Source organism: Streptomyces sp. 5K101 (genome assembly GCF_046506645.1).
Taxonomy (GTDB): Bacteria; Actinomycetota; Actinomycetes; order Streptomycetales; family Streptomycetaceae; genus Streptomyces.
In genome coordinates this window covers 239,204-260,520 of sequence record NZ_JBKFFO010000008.1, presented here as the reverse complement: position 1 = coordinate 260,520, position 21,317 = coordinate 239,204, and the positions used below count along the sequence as shown (strand labels likewise).

The window sequence follows — 21,317 nt, the reverse complement described above, 5'->3', positions numbered from 1 at the left end:
GACCTCAGCCGGGGCGCAGCCCACCGGCCGGGGCGGGGCCGGGCCCCGGGAGGGGCGGGGCCGGGCCCAGGGAGGGGCCGGGTCGGGGGCGACCCGGTATGCGCGCGCCTTCGGCGCGCCTAGCGGGACTCGACCGGGACGAAGTCGCGCAGGACCTCGCCCGTGTAGATCTGGCGCGGACGGCCGATACGGGAACCGGGCTCCTTGATCATCTCGTGCCACTGGGCGATCCAGCCCGGAAGCCGGCCGAGAGCGAAGAGCACGGTGAACATCTCCGTCGGGAAGCCCATCGCGCGGTAGATCAGACCCGTGTAGAAGTCCACGTTCGGGTAGAGGTTGCGCGAGACGAAGTACTCGTCGGAGAGCGCGTGCTCCTCCAGCTTCAGGGCGATGTCCAGCAGCTCGTCGGACTTGCCGAGGGCCGAGAGGACGTCGTGCGCCGCCGCCTTGATGATCTTCGCCCGGGGGTCGAAGCTCTTGTAGACGCGGTGGCCGAAGCCCATCAGGCGGACGCCGTCCTCCTTGTTCTTCACCTTGCGGATGAAGGAGTCGACGTCGCCGCCGCCCGCCTGGATGCCCTCGAGCATCTCCAGGACCGACTGGTTGGCGCCACCGTGCAGCGGGCCCCACAGGGCGCTGATGCCGGCGGAGATCGAGGCGAACATGTTCGCCTGCGAGGAGCCGACGAGGCGCACCGTCGAGGTGGAGCAGTTCTGCTCGTGGTCCGCGTGCAGGATCAGCAGCTTGTCGAGCGCGGAGACGACGACCGGGTCCAGCTCGTACTCCTGGGCGGGGACCGAGAAGGTCATGCGCAGGAAGTTCTCGACGTACCCGAGGTCGTTGCGCGGGTAGACGAAGGGGTGGCCGATCGACTTCTTGTACGCGTAGGCCGCGATCGTCGGCAGCTTGGCCAGCAGCCGGATCGTGGACAGGTGGCGCTGCTTCTCGTCGAACGGGTTGTGGCTGTCCTGGTAGAACGTCGACAGCGCGCTGACCACGGAGGACAGCATGGCCATCGGGTGCGCGTCGCGCGGGAAGCCGTCGAAGAACCGCTTGACGTCCTCGTGCAGCAGGGTGTGCTGCGTGATCTCACCCTTGAACCCCGCGAGCTGGTCGACCGTGGGAAGCTCACCGTTGATCAGCAGGTACGCGACTTCGAGGAAGGTGGAGCGCTCGGCCAGCTGCTCGATCGGGTAGCCGCGGTAGCGCAGAATGCCCTGCTCGCCGTCGAGGTAGGTGATCGCGGATTTGTAGGCGGCGGTATTGCCGTATCCACTGTCCAGGGTCACCAGACCGGTCTGGGCTCGGAGCTTCCCGATGTCGAAGCCCTTGTCACCGACGGTGCTCTCGACCACCGGGTAGGTGTATTCACCGTCCGCGTACCGCAGTACTACAGAGTTGTCGCTCACGTCATCCCTCACCGACGTAGTGCCTCTACTTCGAGGTGCCCTGACTGTCTCTACCATCCCCCATTTGGCTCAGGAGAGTGCACTCGGGGTCGACCATTGGGTCCAATGGCGGCACTCAGTGCCGTCAACCTGCTCATCTTGCCCCCTTCGCCCTGGTTCTGAAAGCCGGGACGGGGGCAGGGTGGTGTTTCCCACCCTTCCCGGCACCTTCCCGCCGAGCGGGGGTCCCGAACCGCCGCCCGGCCCGCTCGACGGATGCCACCGGCTCAGCCGGTCGACTGCCCGCCCGCCAGCCGGTGGTCCAGCGCCGTGAAGCGCCTGCCTGCGGAAACGGTCCGCACGGCCTGTCCTATCGCCTTGCGGGAGCCGACCAGCACGACCAGTTTCCTGGCCCGCGTGACGGCCGTGTAGAGCAGGTTCCGCTGGAGCATCATCCAGGCCCCGGTGGTGACCGGGATCACCACGGCCGGGTACTCGCTGCCCTGCGAGCGGTGGATCGTGACCGCGTACGCGTGGGCCAGCTCGTCCAGCTCGTCGAAGTCGTACGGCACCTCCTCGTCCTCGTCCGTGAGCACGGTCAGCCGCTGGTCGTCGGTGTTGAGCGAGGTGACGACCCCGACCGTGCCGTTGAAGACGCCGTTGCGCCCCTTGTCGTAGTTGTTCCGGATCTGGGTCACCTTGTCGCCCACGCGGAACACGCGCCCGCCGAAGCGCTTCTCCGGCAGGTCCGGCCGGGCCGGGGTGATGGCCTGCTGCAACAGTCCGTTGAGCGTGCCCGCGCCGGCCGGACCGCGGTGCATCGGGGCGAGGACCTGCACGTCGCGCCGCGGGTCGAGCCCGAACTTGGCCGGAATCCGCCGTGCCGCCACGTCCACGGTCAGCCTCCCCGCGTCCTCCGTCTCCTCCGCCACGAAGAGGAAGAAGTCCTTCATGCCCGAGGTGACCGGCTGCTTCCCGGAGTTGATCCGGTGGGCGTTTGTGACGACACCCGACTGCTGGGCCTGCCGGAAGATGCGCGTCAGCCGCACGCTCGGCACCGGCCCGTTGTCCGCGAGCAGATCCCGCAGCACCTCTCCCGCCCCGACGCTCGGCAGCTGGTCCACGTCCCCGACGAGCAGCAGGTGCGCGCCCGTCGCCACCGCCTTGACCAGCTTGTTGGCGAGCAGCAGATCGAGCATCGACGCCTCGTCGACGACCACCAGGTCCGCGTCCAGCGGCCGGTCCTGGTCGTACGCCGCGTCCCCGCCCGGCTTGAGCTCCAGCAGCCGGTGCACCGTCGACGCCTCCGCCCCGGTCAGCTCCGCGAGCCGCTTGGCCGCCCGGCCGGTGGGCGCGGCGAGCACGACCTTCGCCTTCTTCGCCCGGGCCAGCTCCACGATCGACCGCACCGTGAACGACTTGCCGCAGCCCGGACCGCCGGTCAGCACCGCGACCCTGCTGGTCAGCGCCAGCTTGACCGCGGCCTCCTGCTCGGGCGCCAGCTCGGCACCCGTACGCGCCGCGAGCCAGGCCAGCGCCCTGCCCCAGTCGACGTCCCGGAAGGCCGGCATCCGGTCCTCGTCGGCGCGCAGCAGCCTGCGCAGCCGGCCCGCGAGGGACAGCTCGGCCCGGTGGAAGGGGACCAGGTAGACGGCCGTGACCGGCTCACCGCCGTCGGGTCCGGGCACCTGCTCCCGGACGACCCCCTCCTCGTCGGCCGCGAGCTCCGCGAGACAGTCGATGACCAGCCCCGTGTCCACCTGGAGCAGCTTCACGGCGTCCGCGATCAGCTGCTCCTCGGGCAGGAAGCAGTGCCCCTGGTCCGTGGACTGGGACAGCGCGTACTGCAGGCCGGCCTTGACCCGCTCGGGGCTGTCGTGCGGTATGCCGACCGCCTGCGCGATCTTGTCCGCGGTCAGGAAGCCGATGCCCCACACGTCGGCGGCGAGGCGGTACGGCTGGTTCTTCACGACGGAGATCGAGGCGTCCTCGTACTTCTTGTAGATGCGCACGGCGATGGACGTGGAGACGCCGACGCCCTGGAGGAAGACCATGACCTCCTTGATGGCCTTCTGCTCCTCCCAGGCGGCCCCGATCATCTTCGTCCGCTTCGGACCGAGACCGGGCACCTCGATGAGCCGCTTCGGCTCCTGCTCGATGACGTCCAACGTGTCCACACCGAAGTGGTCGACGATCCGCTCGGCGATGCGCGGCCCGATCCCCTTGATCAGCCCGGAGCCGAGGTAGCGCCGGATGCCCTGGACGGTGGCGGGCAGGACGGTGGTGTAGTTCTCCACGGTGAACTGCTTGCCGTACTGCGGGTGGGAGCCCCAGCGCCCCTCCATCCGCAGCGACTCCCCGACCTGCGCGCCGAGCAGCGACCCGACGACGGTGAGCAGCTCACCGCCCCCGCGCCCGGTGTCGACGCGCGCGACCGTGTAGCCGTTTTCCTCGTTGGCGTACGTGATCCGCTCGAGAACGCCTTCGAGGACGGCGAGGCGAGGCATGACCTGTTGGGACATGCTCCGACGTTATCGCCGGGGTCGGACAGCGCGGGAGGCCTGTGGACAAGTGCAAGCGCTGCGCGGCCGACGCTTCAGAACACCTCCCTCGCGAACCTCTCCGCCGTCTCCTCCAGCACTTCCACGCCGTCCCGCGCCCACAGCCCCTCGTTGAACAGCTCCACCTCGATGCAGCCCGTCCAGCCCGTCGCCTCCACGCGTTCGCGCCATGCGCGCATGTCGATCGCGCCGTCGCCGAGTTGGCCGCGGCCGGTCAGGACGTCCGCGGGCAACGGCGTGACCCAGTCCGCGAGCTGGAAGGAGTGGATGCGGCCCTGTGCGCCCGCGCGGGCGACCTCGGCGGGGGCCCGGTCGTCCCACCAGATGTGGTACGTGTCCACGACCACGCCCACCTGCGACGCCGGGAAGCGTTCCGCGAGGTCCAGTGCCTGGGTCAGGGTGGAGACCACGCAGCGGTCCGCCGCGTACATCGGGTGGAGCGGCTCGATCGCCAGGCGGACGCCGCGTTCAACGGCGTAGGGGGCCAGTGCCGAGAGCGCGTCGGCGATCCGTTCGCGCGCCGCGACCAGGTCGCGGCTGCCCGGCGGGAGGCCGCCCGAGACCAGGACCAGGGTGTCCGTGCCCAGCGCGGCCGCCTCGTCGATCGCCGCGCGGTTGTCGTCCAGGGCACGCGCGCGTGCGTCCGGGTCCCGTGCGGTCAGGAAGCCGCCGCGGCACAGGGACGTGACCGTCAGGCCCGCGTCGCGTACCAGCTTCGCCGTCGCCTCCAGGCCGTAGTCGGCGACCGGTTCGCGCCACAGGCCGACGGCCGGCACGCCCAGGCGGACGCAGGACTCGACGAGCGAGGGCAGGGTCAGCTGCTTGACCGTCATCTGGTTGATGCTGACGCGGGAGAGAGCGTTCACTGGGGGACTCCGTAGACCGTCAGCAGGGACTTCATGCGGGACTCCGCCAGCGCCGGGTCGGGGAACAGGCCCAGCCCGTCGGCGAGTTCGTACGCGCGTGCCAGGTGCGGCAGCGAGCGCGCGGACTGGAGGCCGCCGACCATCGAGAAGTGCGACTGGTGGCCGGCCAGCCAGGCGAGGAACACGACGCCCGTCTTGTAGAAGCGCGTCGGCGGCTGGAAGAGGTGGCGGGACAGCTCGACCGTCGGGTCGAGGAGTTTGCGGAAGCCCGCGGTGTCGCCCGTGTCCAGGACGCGTACCGCCGCCGCCGCCAGCGGGCCCAGCGGGTCGAAGATGCCGAGCAGCGCGTGGCTGAAACCCTGTTCGTCACCGGCGATCAGTTCCGGGTAGTGGAAGTCGTCACCCGTGTAGCAGCGCACGCCCCGCGGCAGGCGGCGGCGCAGGTCGACCTCGCGCCGCGCGTCCAGCAACGAGACCTTGATGCCGTCGACCTTGTCCGGGTGGGCGGCGATCACGTCGAGGAAGACCGACGTGGCGGTGTCCAGGTCGGAGGAGCCCCAGTAGCCCTCCAGGGCCGGGTCGAACATGGGCCCCAACCAGTGCAGGACGACCGGCTCGGAGGCCTGGCGCAGCAGGTGCGTGCAGACGGTGACGTAGTCGTCCGGCGAGGAGGCGGCGGCCGCGAGGGCGCGGGACGCCATCAGGATCGCCTGTGCGCCGGTGGACTCGACGAGGGCGAGCTGTTCCTCGTACGCCGCGCGGACCTCGTCGAGCGTCGCGGGCCCGGTCAGCCGGTCCGTGCCCACGCCGCACGCGATCGTGCCGCCGACCGCCTTCGCCTCGGCCGCCGAGCGGCGGATCAGTTCGGCCGCGCCCGCCCAGTCCAGGCCCATGCCGCGCTGCGCGGTGTCCATCGCCTCCGCGACGCCGAGCCCGTGCGACCACAGGTGGCGGCGGAAGGCGAGGGTGGCGTCCCAGTCGACGGCGGCGGGTGAGTCGGGGGTGGTGTCGGCGTACGGGTCGGCCACCACGTGGGCGGCGGAGAAGACCGTACGGGAGGTGAGGGGCGCGCCCGTGGTGAAGGTCAGCGGCTCCGCGCGGGGTTCGTAGGCGCGGGTCGTGCCGTCGGTGCGCGGGAGTCGGATCGTCACAGGGACAGCTCCGGGACGTCCAGGCGGCGGCCCTCGGCGTTGCTGCGCAGGCCGAGTTCGGCGAGCTGCACGCCGCGCGCGCCGGCCAGCAGGTCCCAGTGGTACGGCTCGTCCAGCGCGACATGGCGCAGGAACAGCTCCCACTGGGCCTTGAAGCCGTTGTCGAACTCGGCGTTGTCCGGGATCTCCTGCCACTGGTCGCGGAAGGACTCGGTGACGGGCAGGTCCGGGTTCCACACCGGCTTCGGCGTGCCGGAACGGTGCTGGACCCGGCAGTTGCGCAGGCCCGCGACGGCCGACCCGTGGGTGCCGTCGACCTGGAACTCGACCAGCTCGTCCCGGTTGACGCGGACCGCCCAGGAGGAGTTGATCTGGGCGATCGCGCCGCCCTCCAGCCCGAAGATGCCGTACGCGGCGTCGTCGGCGGTCGCCTCGTACGGCTTGCCGTCCTCGTCCCAGCGCCGCGGGATGTGCGTGGCGACCTGCACGGTGACCGAGGTGACCCGGCCGAACAGCTCGTGCAGCACGTACTCCCAGTGCGGGAACATGTCGACGACGATGCCGCCGCCGTCCTCGGCGCGGTAGTTCCAGCTGGGGCGCTGTGCCTCCTGCCAGTCGCCCTCGAAGACCCAGTAGCCGAACTCGCCGCGCACGGACAGGATCTCGCCGAAGAAGCCGCCGTCGATCAGGCGCTTCAGCTTCAGCAGGCCCGGCAGGAAGATCTTGTCCTGGACCACGCCGTGCTTGATGCCCGCTGCGGTGGCGAGACGCGCCAGGTCGAGTGCGCCCGCGAGGTCGGTGGCGGTGGGCTTCTCCGTGTAGACGTGCTTGCCGGCGGCGACGGCCTTCTTCAGCGCCTCGACCCGGGCGGAGGTGACCTGCGCGTCGAAGTAGACGTCGATCGTGTCGTCGGCGAGTACGGCGTCGAGGTCGGTGGAGATCTCCGTCAGTCCGTGCCGGTCGGCGATGGCGCGCAGCGCGTGCTCGCGGCGGCCGACGAGGACGGGCTCGGGCCACAGGATGTTGCCGTCCCCGAGGTCGAGACCGCCCTGCTCGCGGATCGCGAGGAGGGAACGCACCAGGTGCTGGCGGTAGCCCATCCGTCCGGTGACCCCGTTCATGGCGATCCGCACTGGCCTGCGTGTCACGAAGGTACCTCCCTGTTCCCCTCGGTTTTCCCGAGATCCCCGATATGGGCGTAGCAAGCGCTTTCTACGCGGTATGAAGCTAGCCTGCCGACAGCGGCCCGGACAAGGGGGCCGGTCCATCTCCTGCGGAGGAAAGCGATGACAGTCACCCTGGCGGATGTGGCGGCGCGCGCCCGGGTGTCCCCGGCGACCGTCTCCCGCGTGTTGAACGGCAATTACCCGGTCGCGGCATCGACCCGGGAACGGGTCCTGCGAGCGGTCGACGAACTGGACTACGTGCTGAACGGCCCGGCGAGCTCGCTCGCCGCCGCGACCTCGGACCTGGTCGGCATCCTCGTCAACGACATCGCCGACCCGTTCTTCGGGATCATGGCCGGGGCGGCCCAGACGGAGATCGGCGGAAAGGAGGGCTCGGGGCGGGCCGGGGGCGAGAAACTGGCCGTGGTGTGCAACACGGGCGGCTCCCCGGAACGTGAACTGACCTACCTGACGCTCCTCCAGCGCCAGCGGGCCGCGGCGGTGATCCTGACCGGCGGGGCGATCGAGGACCCGGCGCACATCGCGACGATGAGCGCCAAGCTGACGAGGATGGCGGACGCCGGGACGCGCGTGGTGCTCTGCGGGCGGCCCCCGCTGCCGGGCAGCGACGCGGTCCTCGCGGCTCTCGCCTTCGACAACCGGGGCGGCGGGCGGCGCCTCACCGAGCATCTGATCTCGCTCGGTCACCGGCGGATCGGCTACGTCGCCGGGCCCGAGGAGCGCACGACGACCCGGCACCGGCTGGAGGGGCACCGTGCGGCGATGGCCGCGGCGGGGGTGGCCGGCTCGGACGCCGAACAGGACCGGCTGACGGTGCACGGACCGTACGACCGGCAGTCGGGATACGACGCCACGCTCGAACTGCTGCGGCGGGAGCCCGGGTTGACGGCCGTGGTGGCCGCGAACGACACGGTGGCGCTGGGCGCCTGCGCGGCGCTGCGCGACCAGGGGCTGCGCATCCCCGACGACATCTCGGTGGCGGGCTTCGACGACCTGCCGTTCTCGATCGACGCGGTGCCCGCGCTGACGACGGTGCGACTGCCGCTGTTCGAGGCGGGGGCGCGGGCGGGGCGGCTGGCAATGGGGAACGAGGCGCCGCCGCCGGGAGGCATCGCGACGATAGCGGCGGAACTGATGGTGCGCGACTCGACGGCCCGGCCGGGGCGGGGCTGAGGGCGGCGGCGAGCGGGCGGCGAGCGGGGTCTGACGGGCTGCGGGGGCCGCGGATTCTGACTGGCGGCGACGTGCGTGTGGGGGCGCGGGCGGCGCGGCGGTGTCGGGCGCGACCCGGCGCGGGCGAGCCCTGGGCACAGGGCGCGCGGCTGCGGTGGGCGCGCGCCCCGTGACTCGCGCGGGCCTCGTCGCGAAGATCGTCGCCGACTTCGCGCAAGGCACGACCCGAGCCGGGAGCGGGTGTGGACAGCCGAGCTGGACGGCCGCCCGGTGGGGTCCGTGATGTGCGTGCGGGACGACGCCCCGGCCACCACGCGGCTGCGGCTGCTGCTCGTCGAGCCGGAGGCCCGCGGGCACGGGCCGGGCGACCGGCTGGTGCGCACGGCCGTGGATTTCGCGCGCGAGGAGGGGTATCGGGACATGGTGTTGTGGACGAACGACGTGCTGCACGGCGCCCGCCGGATATACCAGCGCACCGGCTTCACGCTCGTCGCGGAGAAACCACATCGCTCGTAGGGGGCGGAGCTGGTCGGCCAGGACTGGTGGCGGCCCTGCCCCTGCACGAACCGCCCCTGCAGGAAGGACCGACCCGATGAAGTTCGCCTTCTCGACCCTCGGCGTGCCCGGCATGCCCGTCGCGGACGTGGCCGCGCTCGCCGCCACGACCGGATACCGGGGCGTGGAGCTGCGCACGCACCCCGAGGAGCCGGTGCACCTGGGCCTCACCACGCCCGAACGGCAGGCGGTGGTGAAGGAGTTCGGGCAGGCGGGTGTCGAGATCCTGACCGTCGCGGGGTATGCGCGGGTCGCGGCGCCGGGTGACGACCGTCCCGTCCTGCAGGAGCTGGACCGGCTGGTCCGCCTGGCCGGCGACCTGGGGGCCGCGTTCGTCCGGGTGTTCCCGGGGGGCGGCGACCAGGACCCGGCGGAGGCCGACGCGACCGCGGCGCGGCGGCTGGGCGCGGCCGCGGAGACCGCGGCGAGCGCGGGCGTGCGGATCCTGCTGGAGACGCACGACTCGCACCGCACGGGCGCCGATGTCTCACGTGTCCTCGGCACCGTCGGCCACAAGCACGCGGGCGCGCTGTGGGACGTGATGCACCCGTGGTTGGGCGGCGAGGAGCCCCGGACGACGCACGCCGGTCTGAGCCCCTTCCTCGGCTACCTCCAGGTCAAGGACGTGGCCTCGCGCGACGACCTGACGCCTCTCCCGCTCGGCGCCGGCGTGCTCCCGCTCGCCGAGTGCCTGTCCTTGGCGGACCCGGACGGCTGGGTGTGCTGGGAGTACGAGAAGCGCTGGTACGAGGCGGCGGCCGAGCTGCCGGGGCTGCTCGCGGCGGGCCGGGAGCATCTGGAGGGACTGGCCTGAGGGGGCGGCGGGGACGGTTCGGCCGGGGCCGAACGGATGAGCGGCCAGCATGTGGGGACGGCGTCCGACCGAAGGAACGAGGTCCCATGTACGAGCAGGAACTGGCCGAACGCTTCCGCCGCGTCAACGGCGACCATCCGATGACGCCCGCGGACGACGCGTACGTCACTGCCCAGTTCGCGGTGTTGGAGGAGGTGTGCGCGACCGAGGGCTACGACCCCGGCGCTGTGCGGCTGATGATGCTCGCCGGCCTGCTGCCGCTGCCCGGCTACCTGCGCTCCGACGGCGTGGCGATGGTCCCCAGGGACCTGTTCGCACTGGCGGAGCTGGCCGGCGGGCCGGAGCGGCTGGAGGAGTGGTTCACGGCGCACTGGGCGGACGAGGGAACGGGACGGCGCGAGTGGGAGGCGTACCTGAGCGGGCAGTACGTGTGCCTGCACGAGGTGAGTCCGGCCACGATCCGGCGCAAGGAGTACCTGACGGCGGCCATCACGGCGGCTCCGTCCGAGCCGGACGCGGGCTCGGCCGCGTGGACGGCTCGGCTGCACGAGCTGATCGACGAACTGGACGCGCTGGTGCCGGCGTTCACGAGCTACGACCGCCTCCGCTTCGGCGGCCCCACCTCACGTGACACATGCATCGACGCGATGCGGTCACGCTACCCGCGCCCCGGAGCGGCCATCGCCACGGGAGCGTGAGCCAGGGGCTCTCGGGGTCGGGGGTGAGCACCTTGACTCTCAGGTCCGGCCGGCCGCGGCCGGCTCCGGCTCCGCCTCCCGGCTCGCCTGCCCCGCCTTGCGGCCGCCGGGCAGCGACGTCAGGGCCACCCCGGCCACGAGCAGCGCCGCCGCGCACCAGCGCAAGGGGCTGATCGACTCGTCGAGGAACAGGGCCGCCGACGACATGCCGAACACCGGGACCAGCAAGGAGAAGGGCGCGACCGAGGAAGCGGGGTGATGGCGCATCAGGTAACCCCAGGCCCCGAAGCCGAAGATCGTGGTGATCCAGGCGACGTAGATCACGACGCCGACGCCCGTCCAGTCCAGGGAGCGGAGCGCCGCCATGTCGCGGCCCACGCCTTCCGTGAGCAGGGAGAGGCCGAGCAGCGGAAGGATCGGGACGAGGCTCACCCACACCATGAAGTTCAGGGCATCGGGAGGGGACGCCTTGCGGGTCATGACGTTGGAGACGCCCCAGCAGGCCGCCGCGGCGATGCACAGCAGAAAGCCCAGCAGCGGGCCGGACGTGCCCTCGTCGACCGCCGCGACCGCGATGCCGCCGAGGGCGACGGCCATGCCGACGGCCCGTACGGGACCGGGCCGTTCACCGAGGGCCACGAAGGCGAACAGGGCCGTGAAGACCGCCTGCACCTGCAGGACCAGCGACGACAGACCGGCCGGTGATCCCAGGTCCATGCCCGTGAAGAGCAGGCCGAACTTGGCCACACCCAGTACCAGCCCCACTCCGACGATCCACTTCCAGGCGACTTTGGGGCGGCCGACGAAGAAGACCGCGGGCAGGGCCGCCGCGAGGAAGCGCAGTGCGGAGAAGAGCAGCGGCGGGAAGTGGTCGAGGCCGATCTCGATGACGACGAAGTTGACGCCCCAGACGGCGGCGACCAGGGCGGCGAGGGTGATGTGAGCGGGCGGCATGACACGGGCGGGAGGCATGGCATCGAGCATCACCGCCAGGCACTGTGCAGGACCAGCGCGGATTTCTTCATGGTTGGATGAAGCACTGCTTACGAAAGGATGCGCCGTGCTCGATCTCGGCCGACTGCGCGCCCTGCACGCCGTCTCCGTCCACGGCACGGTCGGCGCCGCCGCCGCGGCGCTCGGCTACACGCCCTCCGCCGTCTCCCAGCAGATCGCCAAACTGGAGCGGGAGACCCGTACGACGCTGCTGGAGCGGCAGGGGCGCGGCGTGCGGCTGACCGACGAGGCGCGGCAACTGGCGGCGATTGCCCAGCAGTTGCTGTCCCTCGTCGAGGAGGCGGAGGTGCGCCTCGAGGAGCAGCGCGGTGTGCCGTCGGGGCAGCTCGCCATCGCCTGTTTCGCCAGCGCGGCGCGTGGCCTGATGCCCCTCGTGCTCGCCGATCTCGCCCGCCGCCACCCCGCTCTGGACGCGCGGCTGCAGGAGCTCGATCCGCATCTGTCGGTCGACCTCGTCGCCCGCGGCGCCATCGACCTGGCCGTGGCGCACGACTGGGACATCGCCCCGATGCCGGCCCCGCCCGGCGTGGAGCAGGCCGTCATCGGCGACGACCTGTGCGACGTGCTCGTCCCGGCGGATCACCCGATGGCCGGCGAGAAGTCCGTACGGCGTGAGGACCTCGGCGGCGAGCGGTGGATCACGCAGCCACCGGGCACGGTCTGCCACGACTGGCTGATGCGCACCCTGCGGGCCGCCGGCCACGAGCCGCTGATCGCGCATCAGGCCGAGGAGTACCACACGCAGGTCGCCCTCGTCTCCGCCGGGCTCGGCATCGCGCTGGTCCCGCGGCTGGGCCGCGGGCCGCTGCCGCCGGAGGTCGCGGTCGTCGGACTGGATCCGGCGCCGAGCCGCCGGCTCCGCGCGCTGTGGCGTGCGGGAGCGGCCCGACGGCCGGCGATCACGGAGACCGTCCGCACGCTGAAGCGGCTGTGGCCGCAGGTCGCCGCCCGGGCATAGGGGTCACCCCCGATGCGTCGGGCCACCGGCCCGCGCGAGTCCCCGCACCGTCCGACGCGTGCGGGACGGGTACGGGTGCGCGTACGGCGAGTGGGGCCGCGCCACGCCGCGCCGGCGGCCCAGGTACGGGTACGACCGGGCCCGGCCCGCCCCGCGGTCGCGCCACACTGCACGGGCCGGCCCGACCTCCGATGCGGTACGGCTACGACGCGGTCGGCCCCACCCCGCGGCACGCACCACCCTCACCGAGGTGACGGGCCCGGCGCCCAAGGGCCCTCTGGCGGCAGTCATTCGTGCCGGTTCTGCGCGGAGCCTTGACCTGGCAGTTACTTTCCGGATATCCGTGGCACCTTGGAAGTTTCCTTCAACCTCCCTTGGGCAACTCCCTTGTCGAGCAAGGCCGGAAGGAGCACCAGTGCACGACCGGAACCTCTCCAGACGCACCCTCCTCACCGCGACGGCGGTCGCCGCCGGGACGGCGGCGGTGGCGTCGCCCGCCGTCGCGTCGCCCGCCGCCCGTGGCACCCGAGACCGCCTCAAGCGCCTCATCTCCCGGATGAGCCTGGAGGAGAAGGTCGGCCAGCTCTTCGTGATGCGCGTCTACGGGCACTCCGCCACCGCCCCCGACCAGGCCGACATCGACGCCAACCTGAAGGAGATCGGGGTCCGCACGGCCGCCGAGCTCGTCGCCCGGTACCACGTCGGCGGCATCATCTACTTCGCCTGGGCGCACAACACCCGCGACGCGCACCAGATCGCGGACCTGTCGAACGGGATCCAGCGCGCCGGGCTCGCCCAGCCCACGCCCGTGCCGCTGCTGATCTCCACCGACCAGGAGCACGGGATCGTCGCCCGCGTCGGCAAGCCGGCCACGCTGATGCCGGGCGCGATGGCGCTCGGGGCCGGCGGCTCACGGTCCGCGGCCCGCGCCGCCGCGCACATCGCCGGGACCGAGCTCGCCGCCATGGGTATCGTGCAGAACTACGCGCCCGTCGCCGACGTGAACGTGAACCCGGCCAACCCGGTCATCGGCGTGCGGTCCTTCGGCGCCGACCCGGCCGCCGTCGCCCACATGGCCGCCGCCCAGGTGACGGGCTATCAGGCCGCGGGCATCGCGGCGACCGCCAAGCACTTCCCGGGCCACGGGGACACCACGGTGGACAGCCACACCGGCATCCCGGTCATCACCCACACCCGTGAGGAGTGGGAGCGGATCGACGCCCCGCCCTTCCGGGCGGCGATCGACGCCGGGATCGACTCGATCATGACGGCCCACATCCAGTTCCCCGCGCTGGACCCGAGCAACGACCCGGCGACGCTCTCCCGCCCCATCCTCACCGGCATCCTCCGCGAGGAGCTCGGCTACGACGGCGTCGTCGTGACGGATGCGCTCAACATGCAGGGCGTGCGGGAGAAGTACGGCGACCACCGGGTGCCGGTGCTCGCGCTGCTCGCGGGTGTGGACCAGCTGCTCAACCCGCCGGATCTGGCGGTCGCCTGGCACGGCGTGCTGGGCGCGGTCAGGAGCGGCGAGCTGAGTGTCGCCCGCATCGAGGAATCGATCCTGCGGATTCTGCTGCTCAAGGACAAACTCGGGCTGTTCCGCGACCCGTTCGTCACCCACCGGGGCGTGGACCGTGTCGTGGGCACGGCCCCGCACCTGGCGGCCGCCGACCGGATCGCCGAGGGGACCACCACCCTGCTGGCCAACCCGGACGGCCTGCTGCCGCTCAGCCGCCGCAGCCGGCCGAACCTGCTGGTCGTCGGTGCCGACCCGGCCTCTCCCAGCGGCACGACGGGCCCGCCGACGACCGTGCTGGCCGGTGCCTTCACCGAGCTGGGCTTCCGGGCGAGCTCCCTGTCCACGGGCATCGCCCCCAGCAGCGCCAGGATCGACGAGGCGGTGGCAGCGGCGCGGGGCAAGGACGTCGTGGTCGTGGGCACCTACAACGTCACAGCGGCGAGCTCGCAGCGCACGCTGGTGGACCGGCTGGTCGCCACGGGGGTCCCGGTCGTCGCGCTGGCGATCCGCAATCCGTACGACATCGCCCGGCTCGCCGGGGTGCAGGCGGCGCTCGCGAGCTACTCGTGGACCGACGTCGAACTCCGCGCCGTCGCCCGGGTCATCGCGGGCGCGGCCGACCCGCGGGGCCGGCTGCCGGTCCCGGTCCAGCGCGCCGACGACCCGTCCCGGGTGCTGTTCCCGATCGGCCACGGGCTCTCGTACAGCTGACGCGCGAAGGGGCTGTGTCCGCCGTACCGCGGACACAGCCCCTTCTCTTGCACAGGCGTCACGGGCGCAGGGTGTGCTCCGTGTCCCTCTTGTCGAGCTTGGCGTCCGCCTTCGCGAGCGGCCTGGCCTTCGTCGGGTCCTCCTGGACGGCGGCCGGGGCGACGCCCGCCCACCTCAGGATGGCGGCCGTGGCCTTCGCCTTCTCGTCGGCGGCGAGACGGGCGACACTCGCACCGTGGTTGGCGCCCGGCGCGGTGTAGACGTAGCTGTCACGCGCGCCGTGGCCGAGACGGAACGGTTCCGCGCTCCACGGGTCGTTCTGGCCGTTGACGAACATCATCCGGGTGGCGTTGTGGCGCACCCAGGAGTCGACGTCCCTCATCACCCACGGCTTGAACCGCATGGGGATGTCACGCGGCACGAAGTTCCGCGGCGGCTGGTAGCCGTAGCGGCTCAGGCCGTCGAGGTGCGGCTGCTTGATGTCGGGAGAGCCGAGCTCGGTGCCCGCCTGGTAATAGTACGGCGTGTAGGTCGAAAGACCCTGGTCCGCGTAGGCGGAGAAGCCCGAGATCGCCTCGATGCTGTCCCAGATCTCCTGGTCCGTGGCGGTGGCCGCGGCCGGGATCGAGTCGCAGTCGGCGAGCAGGCTGTACTGCCAGAAGGCCCACACGTAGTCGAGCACCACGGCCTCGAAGGCGCGGTCCAGGCCGCCGACGGTGTCGAAGGTGTAGCCCCTGTCCGCCGCGTACTTCTCGTACAGGGCCGCCATCGGCTCACGGCGCACGAGGGCCTCGCGCTGCACGGCGTTCAGCCTGTCGCGGCACTCCTTGGTGCCGACGTTCTCGAAGAAGCGGTCGTAGGCGCTGTCCTCTTTGTTGACGACGTCGTTGGGCGCGACGTAGGCGACGACGCCGTCCATGTCACGCGGGTAGTGGCGCTCGTAGTACGTGGCGGTCATGCCGCCCTTGGAGCCGCCGGTGGACAGCCACTTCTTGGTGTAGATCTTCTTCAGCGCGGCGAAGACCCGGTGCTGGTCGCTGGCGGCCTGCCAGATGTCCAGCGTGGACCAGTCCGCGGGAGCGGGCCGCGACGGCGTGAAGAAACGGTACTCCAGAGAGACCTGGTTGCCGTCGACAATGGTCGTCGGCTCACTGCGGCGCGGCGTGGTGGACACGTTGTAGCCGGAGGTGAAGAAGACGGTGGGGCGGCTGGTGTCCTTGTGCAGCAGGGTGATCCGCTGCTCGAAGGTGCCCTTGCCCGGGTGCCGGTGGTCGACCGGCTGTGTGTAGTTGAGGACGAAGAACCGGTAACCCGGGTACGGCTTCTCCTCGATGAGACTCATGCCCCGGATCGCCAGAATCCGGTCCTTGATGTCCGTGCCGGCCGTCGGCTCGGCGGCGGTCGCCGCACCGGCCGTCGCTCCGGCCGCGCTCACGGTGCCTATGAGCACCACGAGCGACAGCAGCCATCTGAGCGCCTTGCGCATTCACCCTCCCCTGAAGATCTCCCCTTGAGATCAAACGGTCCGGGTGAACCTAGCGGTGCCAAGTCCGGGCCCGCCACCCCCCGTTGGGCCCGGGTCCGCTGACGAAGGGCCGCTCAGCACAGGATCCAGCCGGTCGAGCGGGAGGTGCCGGAGACGGAACCGGTGGCCTTCACGCAGCGGCCGCGCGCCGGCACGGTGACCGGTCCCGCCTGCCGCGTGAAGTTCCCGCTGTCCGTCTCCGGACGGCCGCCGCGCACCTGGAGGGAGACGGACATGGGACGCCTGGCGCCCGGGTTCCTGGCGAAGGTGACGGCGCAGACGTGCTGCCCGTTCTGATAGACCCTCAGCTGCCCGGTGGCGAAGGAGAGCGACTTCGCCAGACGTCCGGCACAAGGCGCCGCCGCCTGGGCGCTCTGGAGGCCGGGGCCCGCCACCGCCAGGGCGGACGCGGCCGCCATCACGGCGAGCGCCCGCGCGAGTGCCCGGGCCGCCCGCCCCGTGTGCCTGTTCCCGTTCCCCACCCGGTCGACCACGTCCGCTCCCGCCTGTCACTGCTCCGTACAGACGTACGACGCACACACGACGGGATTTGGTTGCGATGCGCCCGCGCGGACCGCTGCGCCCGGCGCCGTGGTAGGCGCGCGCCGCCGCACTCCCCCGTCACACGGTCGCGGGCTCGTCCTCCCCTATGAACGTGCGCCACAGGGCGGCGTAGTGTCCGCCGCGCGCGAGGAGTTCGTCGTGCGTGCCGTCCTCGGCGACCCGCCCGTGGTCCATCACCACGACCCGGTCGGCGCGGGCCGCCGTGGTGAGCCGGTGCGCGACCACCAGCGTGGTGCGGCGGCCGGTCAGCCGGTCGGTGGCCTGGTTGACCTGTGCCTCGGTCGCCAGGTCCAGGGCGGCGGTCGCCTCGTCGAGCAACAGCACGTCGGGGTCGACCAGTTCGGCGCGGGCGAGGGCGATCAGCTGGCGCTGTCCGGCCGAGAGGTTGCGCCCGCGCTCGGAGACCTCGTGCAGGTAGCCGCCGTCGAGGGTGGCGATCATGTCGTGCGCGCCGACGGCCCTGGCCGCGGCCTCCACCTCGGCGTCGCTCGCGCCGGGCCGGCCGTAGGCGATGGCGTCGCGGACCGTGCCGGAGAAGAGGTACGCCTCCTGGGGGACGACGCCGAGCCGGTGCCGGTAGGCCGTCAGGTCCAGCTCGCGCAGGTCGTGGCCCGCCCCTGAGCCGTCACCCCGGTCGCCCCGGTCGCTCCGGTCGTCGTGGTCGTCGTGGGAGGAGTCGTCGAGAGTGACCGTGATACGGCCGTGGGTCGGGTCGTAGAACCGCGCCACCAGCTTGACCAGCGTGGACTTGCCCGCGCCGGTCTCGCCGACGAACGCGACGGTCTGCCCGGCCGGGATGCGCAGGTCGACCCCGCTCAGCGCCTCCTCCTCGTCGCCGCCGGAACCGTAGGCGAACGACACGTTCTCGAAGGCGATGTCGCCGCGCAGCCTGCCCACCTCGCGCGGCCGTTCCGCCGCGGCCGTCGACGTCGGCTCCCGCAGCAGCTCCTGCACCCGGCCGAGCGACACGGTGGCCTGCTGGTAGCCGTCGAAGACCTGCGAGAGCTGCTGCACGGGCGCGAAGAAGAGGTCGATGTAGAGCAGGTAGGCGACGAGAGCGCCCGTGGTGAGGGTCCCGGCCTCCACCCGGCCCGCGCCGACGATCAGCACGGCCGCGGCCGCCACCGACGACAGCAGCTGGACGAACGGGAAGTAGACGGAAATCAGCCACTGGCCGCGGACACGGGCCTCGCGGTAGCTGTCGCTGCGCGCCGTGAAGTCGGCCCGGCCGTCACGCTCGCGCCGGAACGCCTGCACGATCCGCAGCCCGGACACGGACTCCTGGAGGTCGGCGTTGACGACGCTGATGCGCTCACGGGCGAGCTCGTACGCCTGCACGCTCTTGCGGCGGAAGAAGTACGTGCCGACGATCAGGACCGGCAGGGTGGCGAACACGACCAGCGCCAGCTGCACGTCGATGACGACGAGCGCGACCATGATGCCGAAGAACGTGACCAGCGAGACGAACGCGGTGACCAGTCCCGTCTGCAGGAACGTGGACAGGGCGTCCACGTCCGTCGTCATCCGGGTCATGATCCGTCCGGTCAGCTCCCGCTCGTAGTAGTCGAGGCCGAGCCGCTGGAGCTGGGCGAAGATCTTCAGGCGCAGGGCGTACAGGACCCGCTCGCCGGTGCGTCCCGTCTTGCGGATCTCGCCGGTCTGGGCGGCCCACTGCACGACGACGGTGCCGAGCGCGAGGAGGGACGCCGTCCACACCGCGCCCAGCGCGAGTTGTTCGACGCCCTCGTCGATGCCGTGCCGGATCAGCACGGGCAGGAGCAGTCCCATGCCCGCGTCGACGGCGACGAGCAGCAGGCTGACCAGCAGGGGCAGCCCGAAGCCGCGCAGGAGCGCGCGGAGCCGGCCGCCCTCCCCGGCGCGGGCGCCGGCCGGTTCGGCCCGGACGGCCCGCGCCTCGTCGATGTCGGGGGTGTCCGTGGCCGGGGGGAGCGCCTCGACCTGGGCGAGCAGTTCGGGCGTGGCGCTCGCGTCCTGCCTGGCCTCCCTGGCCTCCTCGGCTCGTTCGTCGCGCACCCACAGCCTTCGGGTGATGCCGCGCTCGGCGTCGAACTCCGCGTCCAGCTCGTCCCGCACCGTGCGGTCCTCGTCCGGCTCGGGCGCGGCCTCGGGGAGTACGTGGCCGGGCGAGACGCCGCCGAGCTCGTCCGGGTCGGTCAGCAGCCGGCGGTAGAGCGCGGAGCGCTCCTGGAGCTCCTCGTGGGTGCCGATGTCGGCGAGCCGGCCGCCGTCCAGGACAGCGATCCGGTCGGCGAGGCCCAGTGTGGAGCGGCGGTGGGCGATGAGCAGGGTCGTCCGGCCCGCCATGACCTGCCGCAGCGCCTCGTGGATCTCGTGCTCCACGCGGGCGTCGACGGCGGAGGTGGCGTCGTCCAGGAGGAGCAGGCGCGGGTCGGTGAGGATCGCGCGGGCCAGCGCGATGCGCTGGCGCTGGCCGCCCGAGAGGGTCAGCCCGTGCTCGCCGACCTTGGTGTCGTAGCCGTCGGGCAGCTCGGCGACGAACCGGTCGGCCTGGGCGGCGCGGGCGGCCCGGTCGATCTCGTCCTGGGTCGCGTCCGGCTTCCCGTAGGCGATGTTCGCGCGGACGGTGTCGGAGAACAGGAAGCTGTCCTCGGGCACGATGCCGATGGCGGCCCGCAGCGAGTCGAAGGTCAACTCGCGCACGTCGTGGCCGCCGACGAGGACGGCGCCGCGGGTGACGTCGTAGAAGCGCGGCAGCAGGAGCGAGACGGTGGACTTGCCGCTGCCGGACGCCCCGACGACGGCGACGGTCTCGCCGGGCCGGATCTCCAGCGAGAAGCCGTCCAGGACCGGCCTGCCGTCCCCGTACGCGAAGCTCACGTCGTCGAACTCGACGCTCGCCTCGGCGTCCGCCGGCAGCTCCTTCGTGCCCTCGTGCAGGGACGGCCGGGTGTCGATGAGCTCCAGCACGCGCTCCGCACCGGCCCGTGCCTGCTGACCGACGGTGAGCACCATGGCCAGCATCCGGACCGGTCCGACGAGCTGCGCGAGGTACGTCGAGAAGGCGACGAACGTGCCGAGCGTGATCTCGCCCTTCGTCGCCAGCCAGCCGCCGAGTGCGAGCATGGCCACCTGGCCGAGCGCCGGGACGGCCTGCAGGGCGGGCGTGTACCGCGCGTTGAGCCGGATGGTCCGCAGCCGGCCCGCGAACAGCTTCCGGCTGGCTTCGCGCAGCTTCCCGGTCTCCTGCTCCTCCTGCCCGAACCCCTTCACGACCCGCACGCCCGACACGGCCCCGTCGACGACTCCGGCGACGGCGCCGGCCTGGCTCTGCGCGTACCAGGTGGCGGGGTGCAGCCGGGCACGGCTGCGCTTGGCGATGATCCACAGGGCGGGGGCGACGGCGAGGGCGATCAGGGTGAGCGGCAGCGACAGCCACGCCATGACGGCCAGGGAGATCGCGAACAGCAGGAGGTTGCCGATGGTCATCGGCAGCATGAAGAGCAGGCTCTGGATGAGCTGGAGGTCGCTGGTCGCCCGTCCGACGACCTGGCCGGTCGACAGCTCGTCCTGGCGCCGCCCGTCGAGGCGGGTGATCGTGCCGTACATCTCGGTGCGCAGGTCGTGCTGGACGTCGAGCGCGAGCCGGCCGCCGTAGTAGCGGCGGATGTAGGTGAGGACGTACACCGCGACGGCCGCGGCGATCAGCAGACCGGTCCACGTCGCGAGGGATCGCGTCTTCGCGCCGATGACGTCGTCGATGACGACCTTGGTGATGAGCGGTACGAGCGCCATGACGGCCATGCCGCCCAGCGAGGACCCGAGCGCGAGCACCACGTTGCGCCGATAACGCCAGGCGTAACCGGCCAGCCGCCGCGCCCAGCCGTCCTCTTTTCGAGCCGCAGCCACCAGGGCCTCCCCGTCCGCATCCATCGGATCCCGCTGATCCCGACGATCTGATCTTCCGGAAGGCACCAACGCGGACCGGAACGGATTTCATCCCTCCACGACACATACCCGTCCCTGGTCCTGGGACCGCCCGGACACGTAGCACGGACGCCCGGCCCGCCCGTGTGGGTCGTCGCGGCGGTACGGGTCGGAATTCGTCACACCGGCGTGGGCGATGAATTCCGGGGCGCGGCCGGGTCCCTTCTTCGGGGGCCGTCGACGGGAGCAGCGCCATGGGTAGCGACGAACAGCAGATCCGGACCCTGATCGAGCAGTGGGCCGAGGCCGTCCACCGGGGCGACCTGGAGGGAGTCCTGGTGGACCACGCCGACGACATCGTCATGTTCGACGTGCCGCCGCCGCACGACGGCGTCCGCGGCATCGACGCCTACCGCGAGACGTGGCCGCCGTTCTTCGCGTGGCAGGCGCAGGGCGCGGCGTTCGAGATCCTGTCCCTCGACGTCACCGCCGGCGACGACGTCGCCTTCGCGCACGCCCTGCTGCGCTGCGGGACGCGGCAGGAGCTCGCCGAGCGTCCCGAGACCCGGCTGCGGCTCAGCGTCGGGCTCCGCAAGGACCGGGGCCGCTGGGTGGTCGCGCACGAGCACCACTCGTTCGCGGACACGACCGCGGTGGCGGGCTGATACGGGCCCGGCCCCGCCGCCCGGGGGAGTCGGGCGGCGGGGCCGGGTGGTCTGCGGGC

At 72.0% G+C, this 21,317-nt stretch carries 15 protein-coding genes and 1 pseudogene; 7 read left to right on the top strand and 9 right to left on the bottom strand.

Annotated features, from left to right (window positions below; genetic code table 11):
• Positions 1 to 119: 119 nt before the first annotated feature.
• The 5 genes from ACLB9X_RS18130 to ACLB9X_RS18110 all read right to left on the bottom strand — a co-directional run bounded on the left by ACLB9X_RS18130 (position 120) and on the right by ACLB9X_RS18110 (position 7,114).
• Positions 120 to 1,409, bottom strand: coding sequence for a citrate synthase (locus tag ACLB9X_RS18130; RefSeq protein WP_410361410.1), 1,290 nt, complete (start codon positions 1,407 to 1,409; stop codon positions 120 to 122).
• A gap of 266 nt (positions 1,410 to 1,675) precedes the next feature.
• Complete coding sequence (locus ACLB9X_RS18125; RefSeq protein WP_410361469.1) at positions 1,676 to 3,895, bottom strand: ATP-dependent RecD-like DNA helicase; 2,220 nt, start codon at positions 3,893 to 3,895, stop codon at positions 1,676 to 1,678.
• A gap of 89 nt (positions 3,896 to 3,984) precedes the next feature.
• Positions 3,985 to 4,815 carry a sugar phosphate isomerase/epimerase family protein gene (locus tag ACLB9X_RS18120; RefSeq protein WP_410361409.1) on the bottom strand — a complete coding sequence of 277 codons (831 nt, stop codon included), beginning with the start codon at positions 4,813 to 4,815 and terminating at the stop codon, positions 3,985 to 3,987.
• On the bottom strand, positions 4,812 to 5,966 hold the full coding sequence (locus ACLB9X_RS18115; RefSeq protein ID WP_410361408.1) for a dihydrodipicolinate synthase family protein: 1,155 nt from the start codon (positions 5,964 to 5,966) through the stop codon (positions 4,812 to 4,814). The genes ACLB9X_RS18120 and ACLB9X_RS18115 overlap by 4 nt, the downstream gene beginning before the upstream one ends.
• Positions 5,963 to 7,114 (bottom strand): Gfo/Idh/MocA family protein, encoded by a 1,152-nt coding sequence (locus ACLB9X_RS18110; RefSeq protein WP_410361407.1) that lies wholly within the window; start codon positions 7,112 to 7,114, stop codon positions 5,963 to 5,965. The genes ACLB9X_RS18115 and ACLB9X_RS18110 overlap by 4 nt, the downstream gene beginning before the upstream one ends.
• Positions 7,115 to 7,252: 138 nt before the next feature.
• On the opposite strand from ACLB9X_RS18110, the gene ACLB9X_RS18105 reads away from it, so the two are divergent.
• The 4 genes and pseudogenes from ACLB9X_RS18105 (at position 7,253) to ACLB9X_RS18090 (ending at position 10,393) form a co-directional block, all read left to right on the top strand.
• The gene (locus ACLB9X_RS18105) at positions 7,253 to 8,326 is read left to right on the top strand and encodes a LacI family DNA-binding transcriptional regulator (protein WP_410361406.1); all 1,074 of its coding nucleotides are present in this window, start codon (positions 7,253 to 7,255) and stop codon (positions 8,324 to 8,326) included.
• Between the two features lie 181 nt (positions 8,327 to 8,507).
• A pseudogene (locus ACLB9X_RS18100) lies at positions 8,508 to 8,842 on the top strand (GNAT family N-acetyltransferase); the annotation flags it as partial.
• Positions 8,843 to 8,918: 76 nt separating this feature from the next.
• Positions 8,919 to 9,695 carry a sugar phosphate isomerase/epimerase family protein gene (locus ACLB9X_RS18095; RefSeq protein ID WP_410361405.1) on the top strand — a complete coding sequence of 259 codons (777 nt, stop codon included), beginning with the start codon at positions 8,919 to 8,921 and terminating at the stop codon, positions 9,693 to 9,695.
• 86 nt (positions 9,696 to 9,781) lie between these two features.
• On the top strand, positions 9,782 to 10,393 hold the full coding sequence (locus ACLB9X_RS18090) for a DUF6058 family natural product biosynthesis protein (protein WP_410361404.1): 612 nt from the start codon (positions 9,782 to 9,784) through the stop codon (positions 10,391 to 10,393).
• A 39-nt stretch (positions 10,394 to 10,432) separates the two neighbouring features.
• Here the strand turns inward: ACLB9X_RS18090 and ACLB9X_RS18085 are convergent, their stop codons facing one another.
• Positions 10,433 to 11,347: an EamA family transporter gene (locus ACLB9X_RS18085; RefSeq protein ID WP_410361468.1), complete on the bottom strand. Its 915-nt coding sequence runs from the start codon at positions 11,345 to 11,347 to the stop codon at positions 10,433 to 10,435.
• Positions 11,348 to 11,453: 106 nt separating this feature from the next.
• On the opposite strand from ACLB9X_RS18085, the gene ACLB9X_RS18080 reads away from it, so the two are divergent.
• Both ACLB9X_RS18080 and ACLB9X_RS18075 read left to right on the top strand, forming a co-directional pair.
• On the top strand, positions 11,454 to 12,365 hold the full coding sequence (locus ACLB9X_RS18080; protein WP_410361403.1) for a LysR family transcriptional regulator: 912 nt from the start codon (positions 11,454 to 11,456) through the stop codon (positions 12,363 to 12,365).
• A 415-nt stretch (positions 12,366 to 12,780) separates the two neighbouring features.
• Entirely contained in the window at positions 12,781 to 14,598 is a 1,818-nt protein-coding gene (locus ACLB9X_RS18075) for a glycoside hydrolase family 3 protein (RefSeq protein WP_410361402.1), read from the top strand.
• A 58-nt stretch (positions 14,599 to 14,656) separates the two neighbouring features.
• On the opposite strand, the gene ACLB9X_RS18070 is transcribed toward ACLB9X_RS18075, so the two are convergent.
• The 3 genes from ACLB9X_RS18070 to ACLB9X_RS18060 all read right to left on the bottom strand — a co-directional run bounded on the left by ACLB9X_RS18070 (position 14,657) and on the right by ACLB9X_RS18060 (position 20,599).
• Entirely contained in the window at positions 14,657 to 16,084 is a 1,428-nt protein-coding gene (locus ACLB9X_RS18070) for a S28 family serine protease (protein ID WP_410361401.1), read from the bottom strand.
• A gap of 113 nt (positions 16,085 to 16,197) precedes the next feature.
• Positions 16,198 to 16,542, bottom strand: a complete 345-nt coding sequence (locus tag ACLB9X_RS18065; RefSeq protein ID WP_410361467.1) for a hypothetical protein — start codon at positions 16,540 to 16,542, stop codon at positions 16,198 to 16,200.
• Between the two features lie 202 nt (positions 16,543 to 16,744).
• The gene (locus ACLB9X_RS18060) at positions 16,745 to 20,599 is read right to left on the bottom strand and encodes an ABC transporter ATP-binding protein (RefSeq protein WP_410361400.1); all 3,855 of its coding nucleotides are present in this window, start codon (positions 20,597 to 20,599) and stop codon (positions 16,745 to 16,747) included.
• A 248-nt stretch (positions 20,600 to 20,847) separates the two neighbouring features.
• On the opposite strand from ACLB9X_RS18060, the gene ACLB9X_RS18055 reads away from it, so the two are divergent.
• Positions 20,848 to 21,258, top strand: coding sequence for a YybH family protein (locus ACLB9X_RS18055; RefSeq protein WP_410361399.1), 411 nt, complete (start codon positions 20,848 to 20,850; stop codon positions 21,256 to 21,258).
• Positions 21,259 to 21,317 lie beyond the last annotated feature (59 nt).

Coding starts and splice junctions, on each gene's coding strand:
- ACLB9X_RS18125 (WP_410361469.1), bottom strand. CDS start 3,895: ATGCCTCGCCTCGCCGTCCTCGAAGGCGTTCTCGAGCGGATCACGTAC.
- ACLB9X_RS18105 (WP_410361406.1), top strand. CDS start 7,253: ATGACAGTCACCCTGGCGGATGTGGCGGCGCGCGCCCGGGTGTCCCCG.
- ACLB9X_RS18095 (WP_410361405.1), top strand. CDS start 8,919: ATGAAGTTCGCCTTCTCGACCCTCGGCGTGCCCGGCATGCCCGTCGCG.
- ACLB9X_RS18090 (WP_410361404.1), top strand. CDS start 9,782: ATGTACGAGCAGGAACTGGCCGAACGCTTCCGCCGCGTCAACGGCGAC.
- ACLB9X_RS18085 (WP_410361468.1), bottom strand. CDS start 11,347: ATGCCGCCCGCTCACATCACCCTCGCCGCCCTGGTCGCCGCCGTCTGG.
- ACLB9X_RS18070 (WP_410361401.1), bottom strand. CDS start 16,084: ATGCGCAAGGCGCTCAGATGGCTGCTGTCGCTCGTGGTGCTCATAGGC.
- ACLB9X_RS18065 (WP_410361467.1), bottom strand. CDS start 16,542: ATGGCGGCCGCGTCCGCCCTGGCGGTGGCGGGCCCCGGCCTCCAGAGC.
- ACLB9X_RS18060 (WP_410361400.1), bottom strand. CDS start 20,599: ATGGATGCGGACGGGGAGGCCCTGGTGGCTGCGGCTCGAAAAGAGGAC.
- ACLB9X_RS18055 (WP_410361399.1), top strand. CDS start 20,848: ATGGGTAGCGACGAACAGCAGATCCGGACCCTGATCGAGCAGTGGGCC.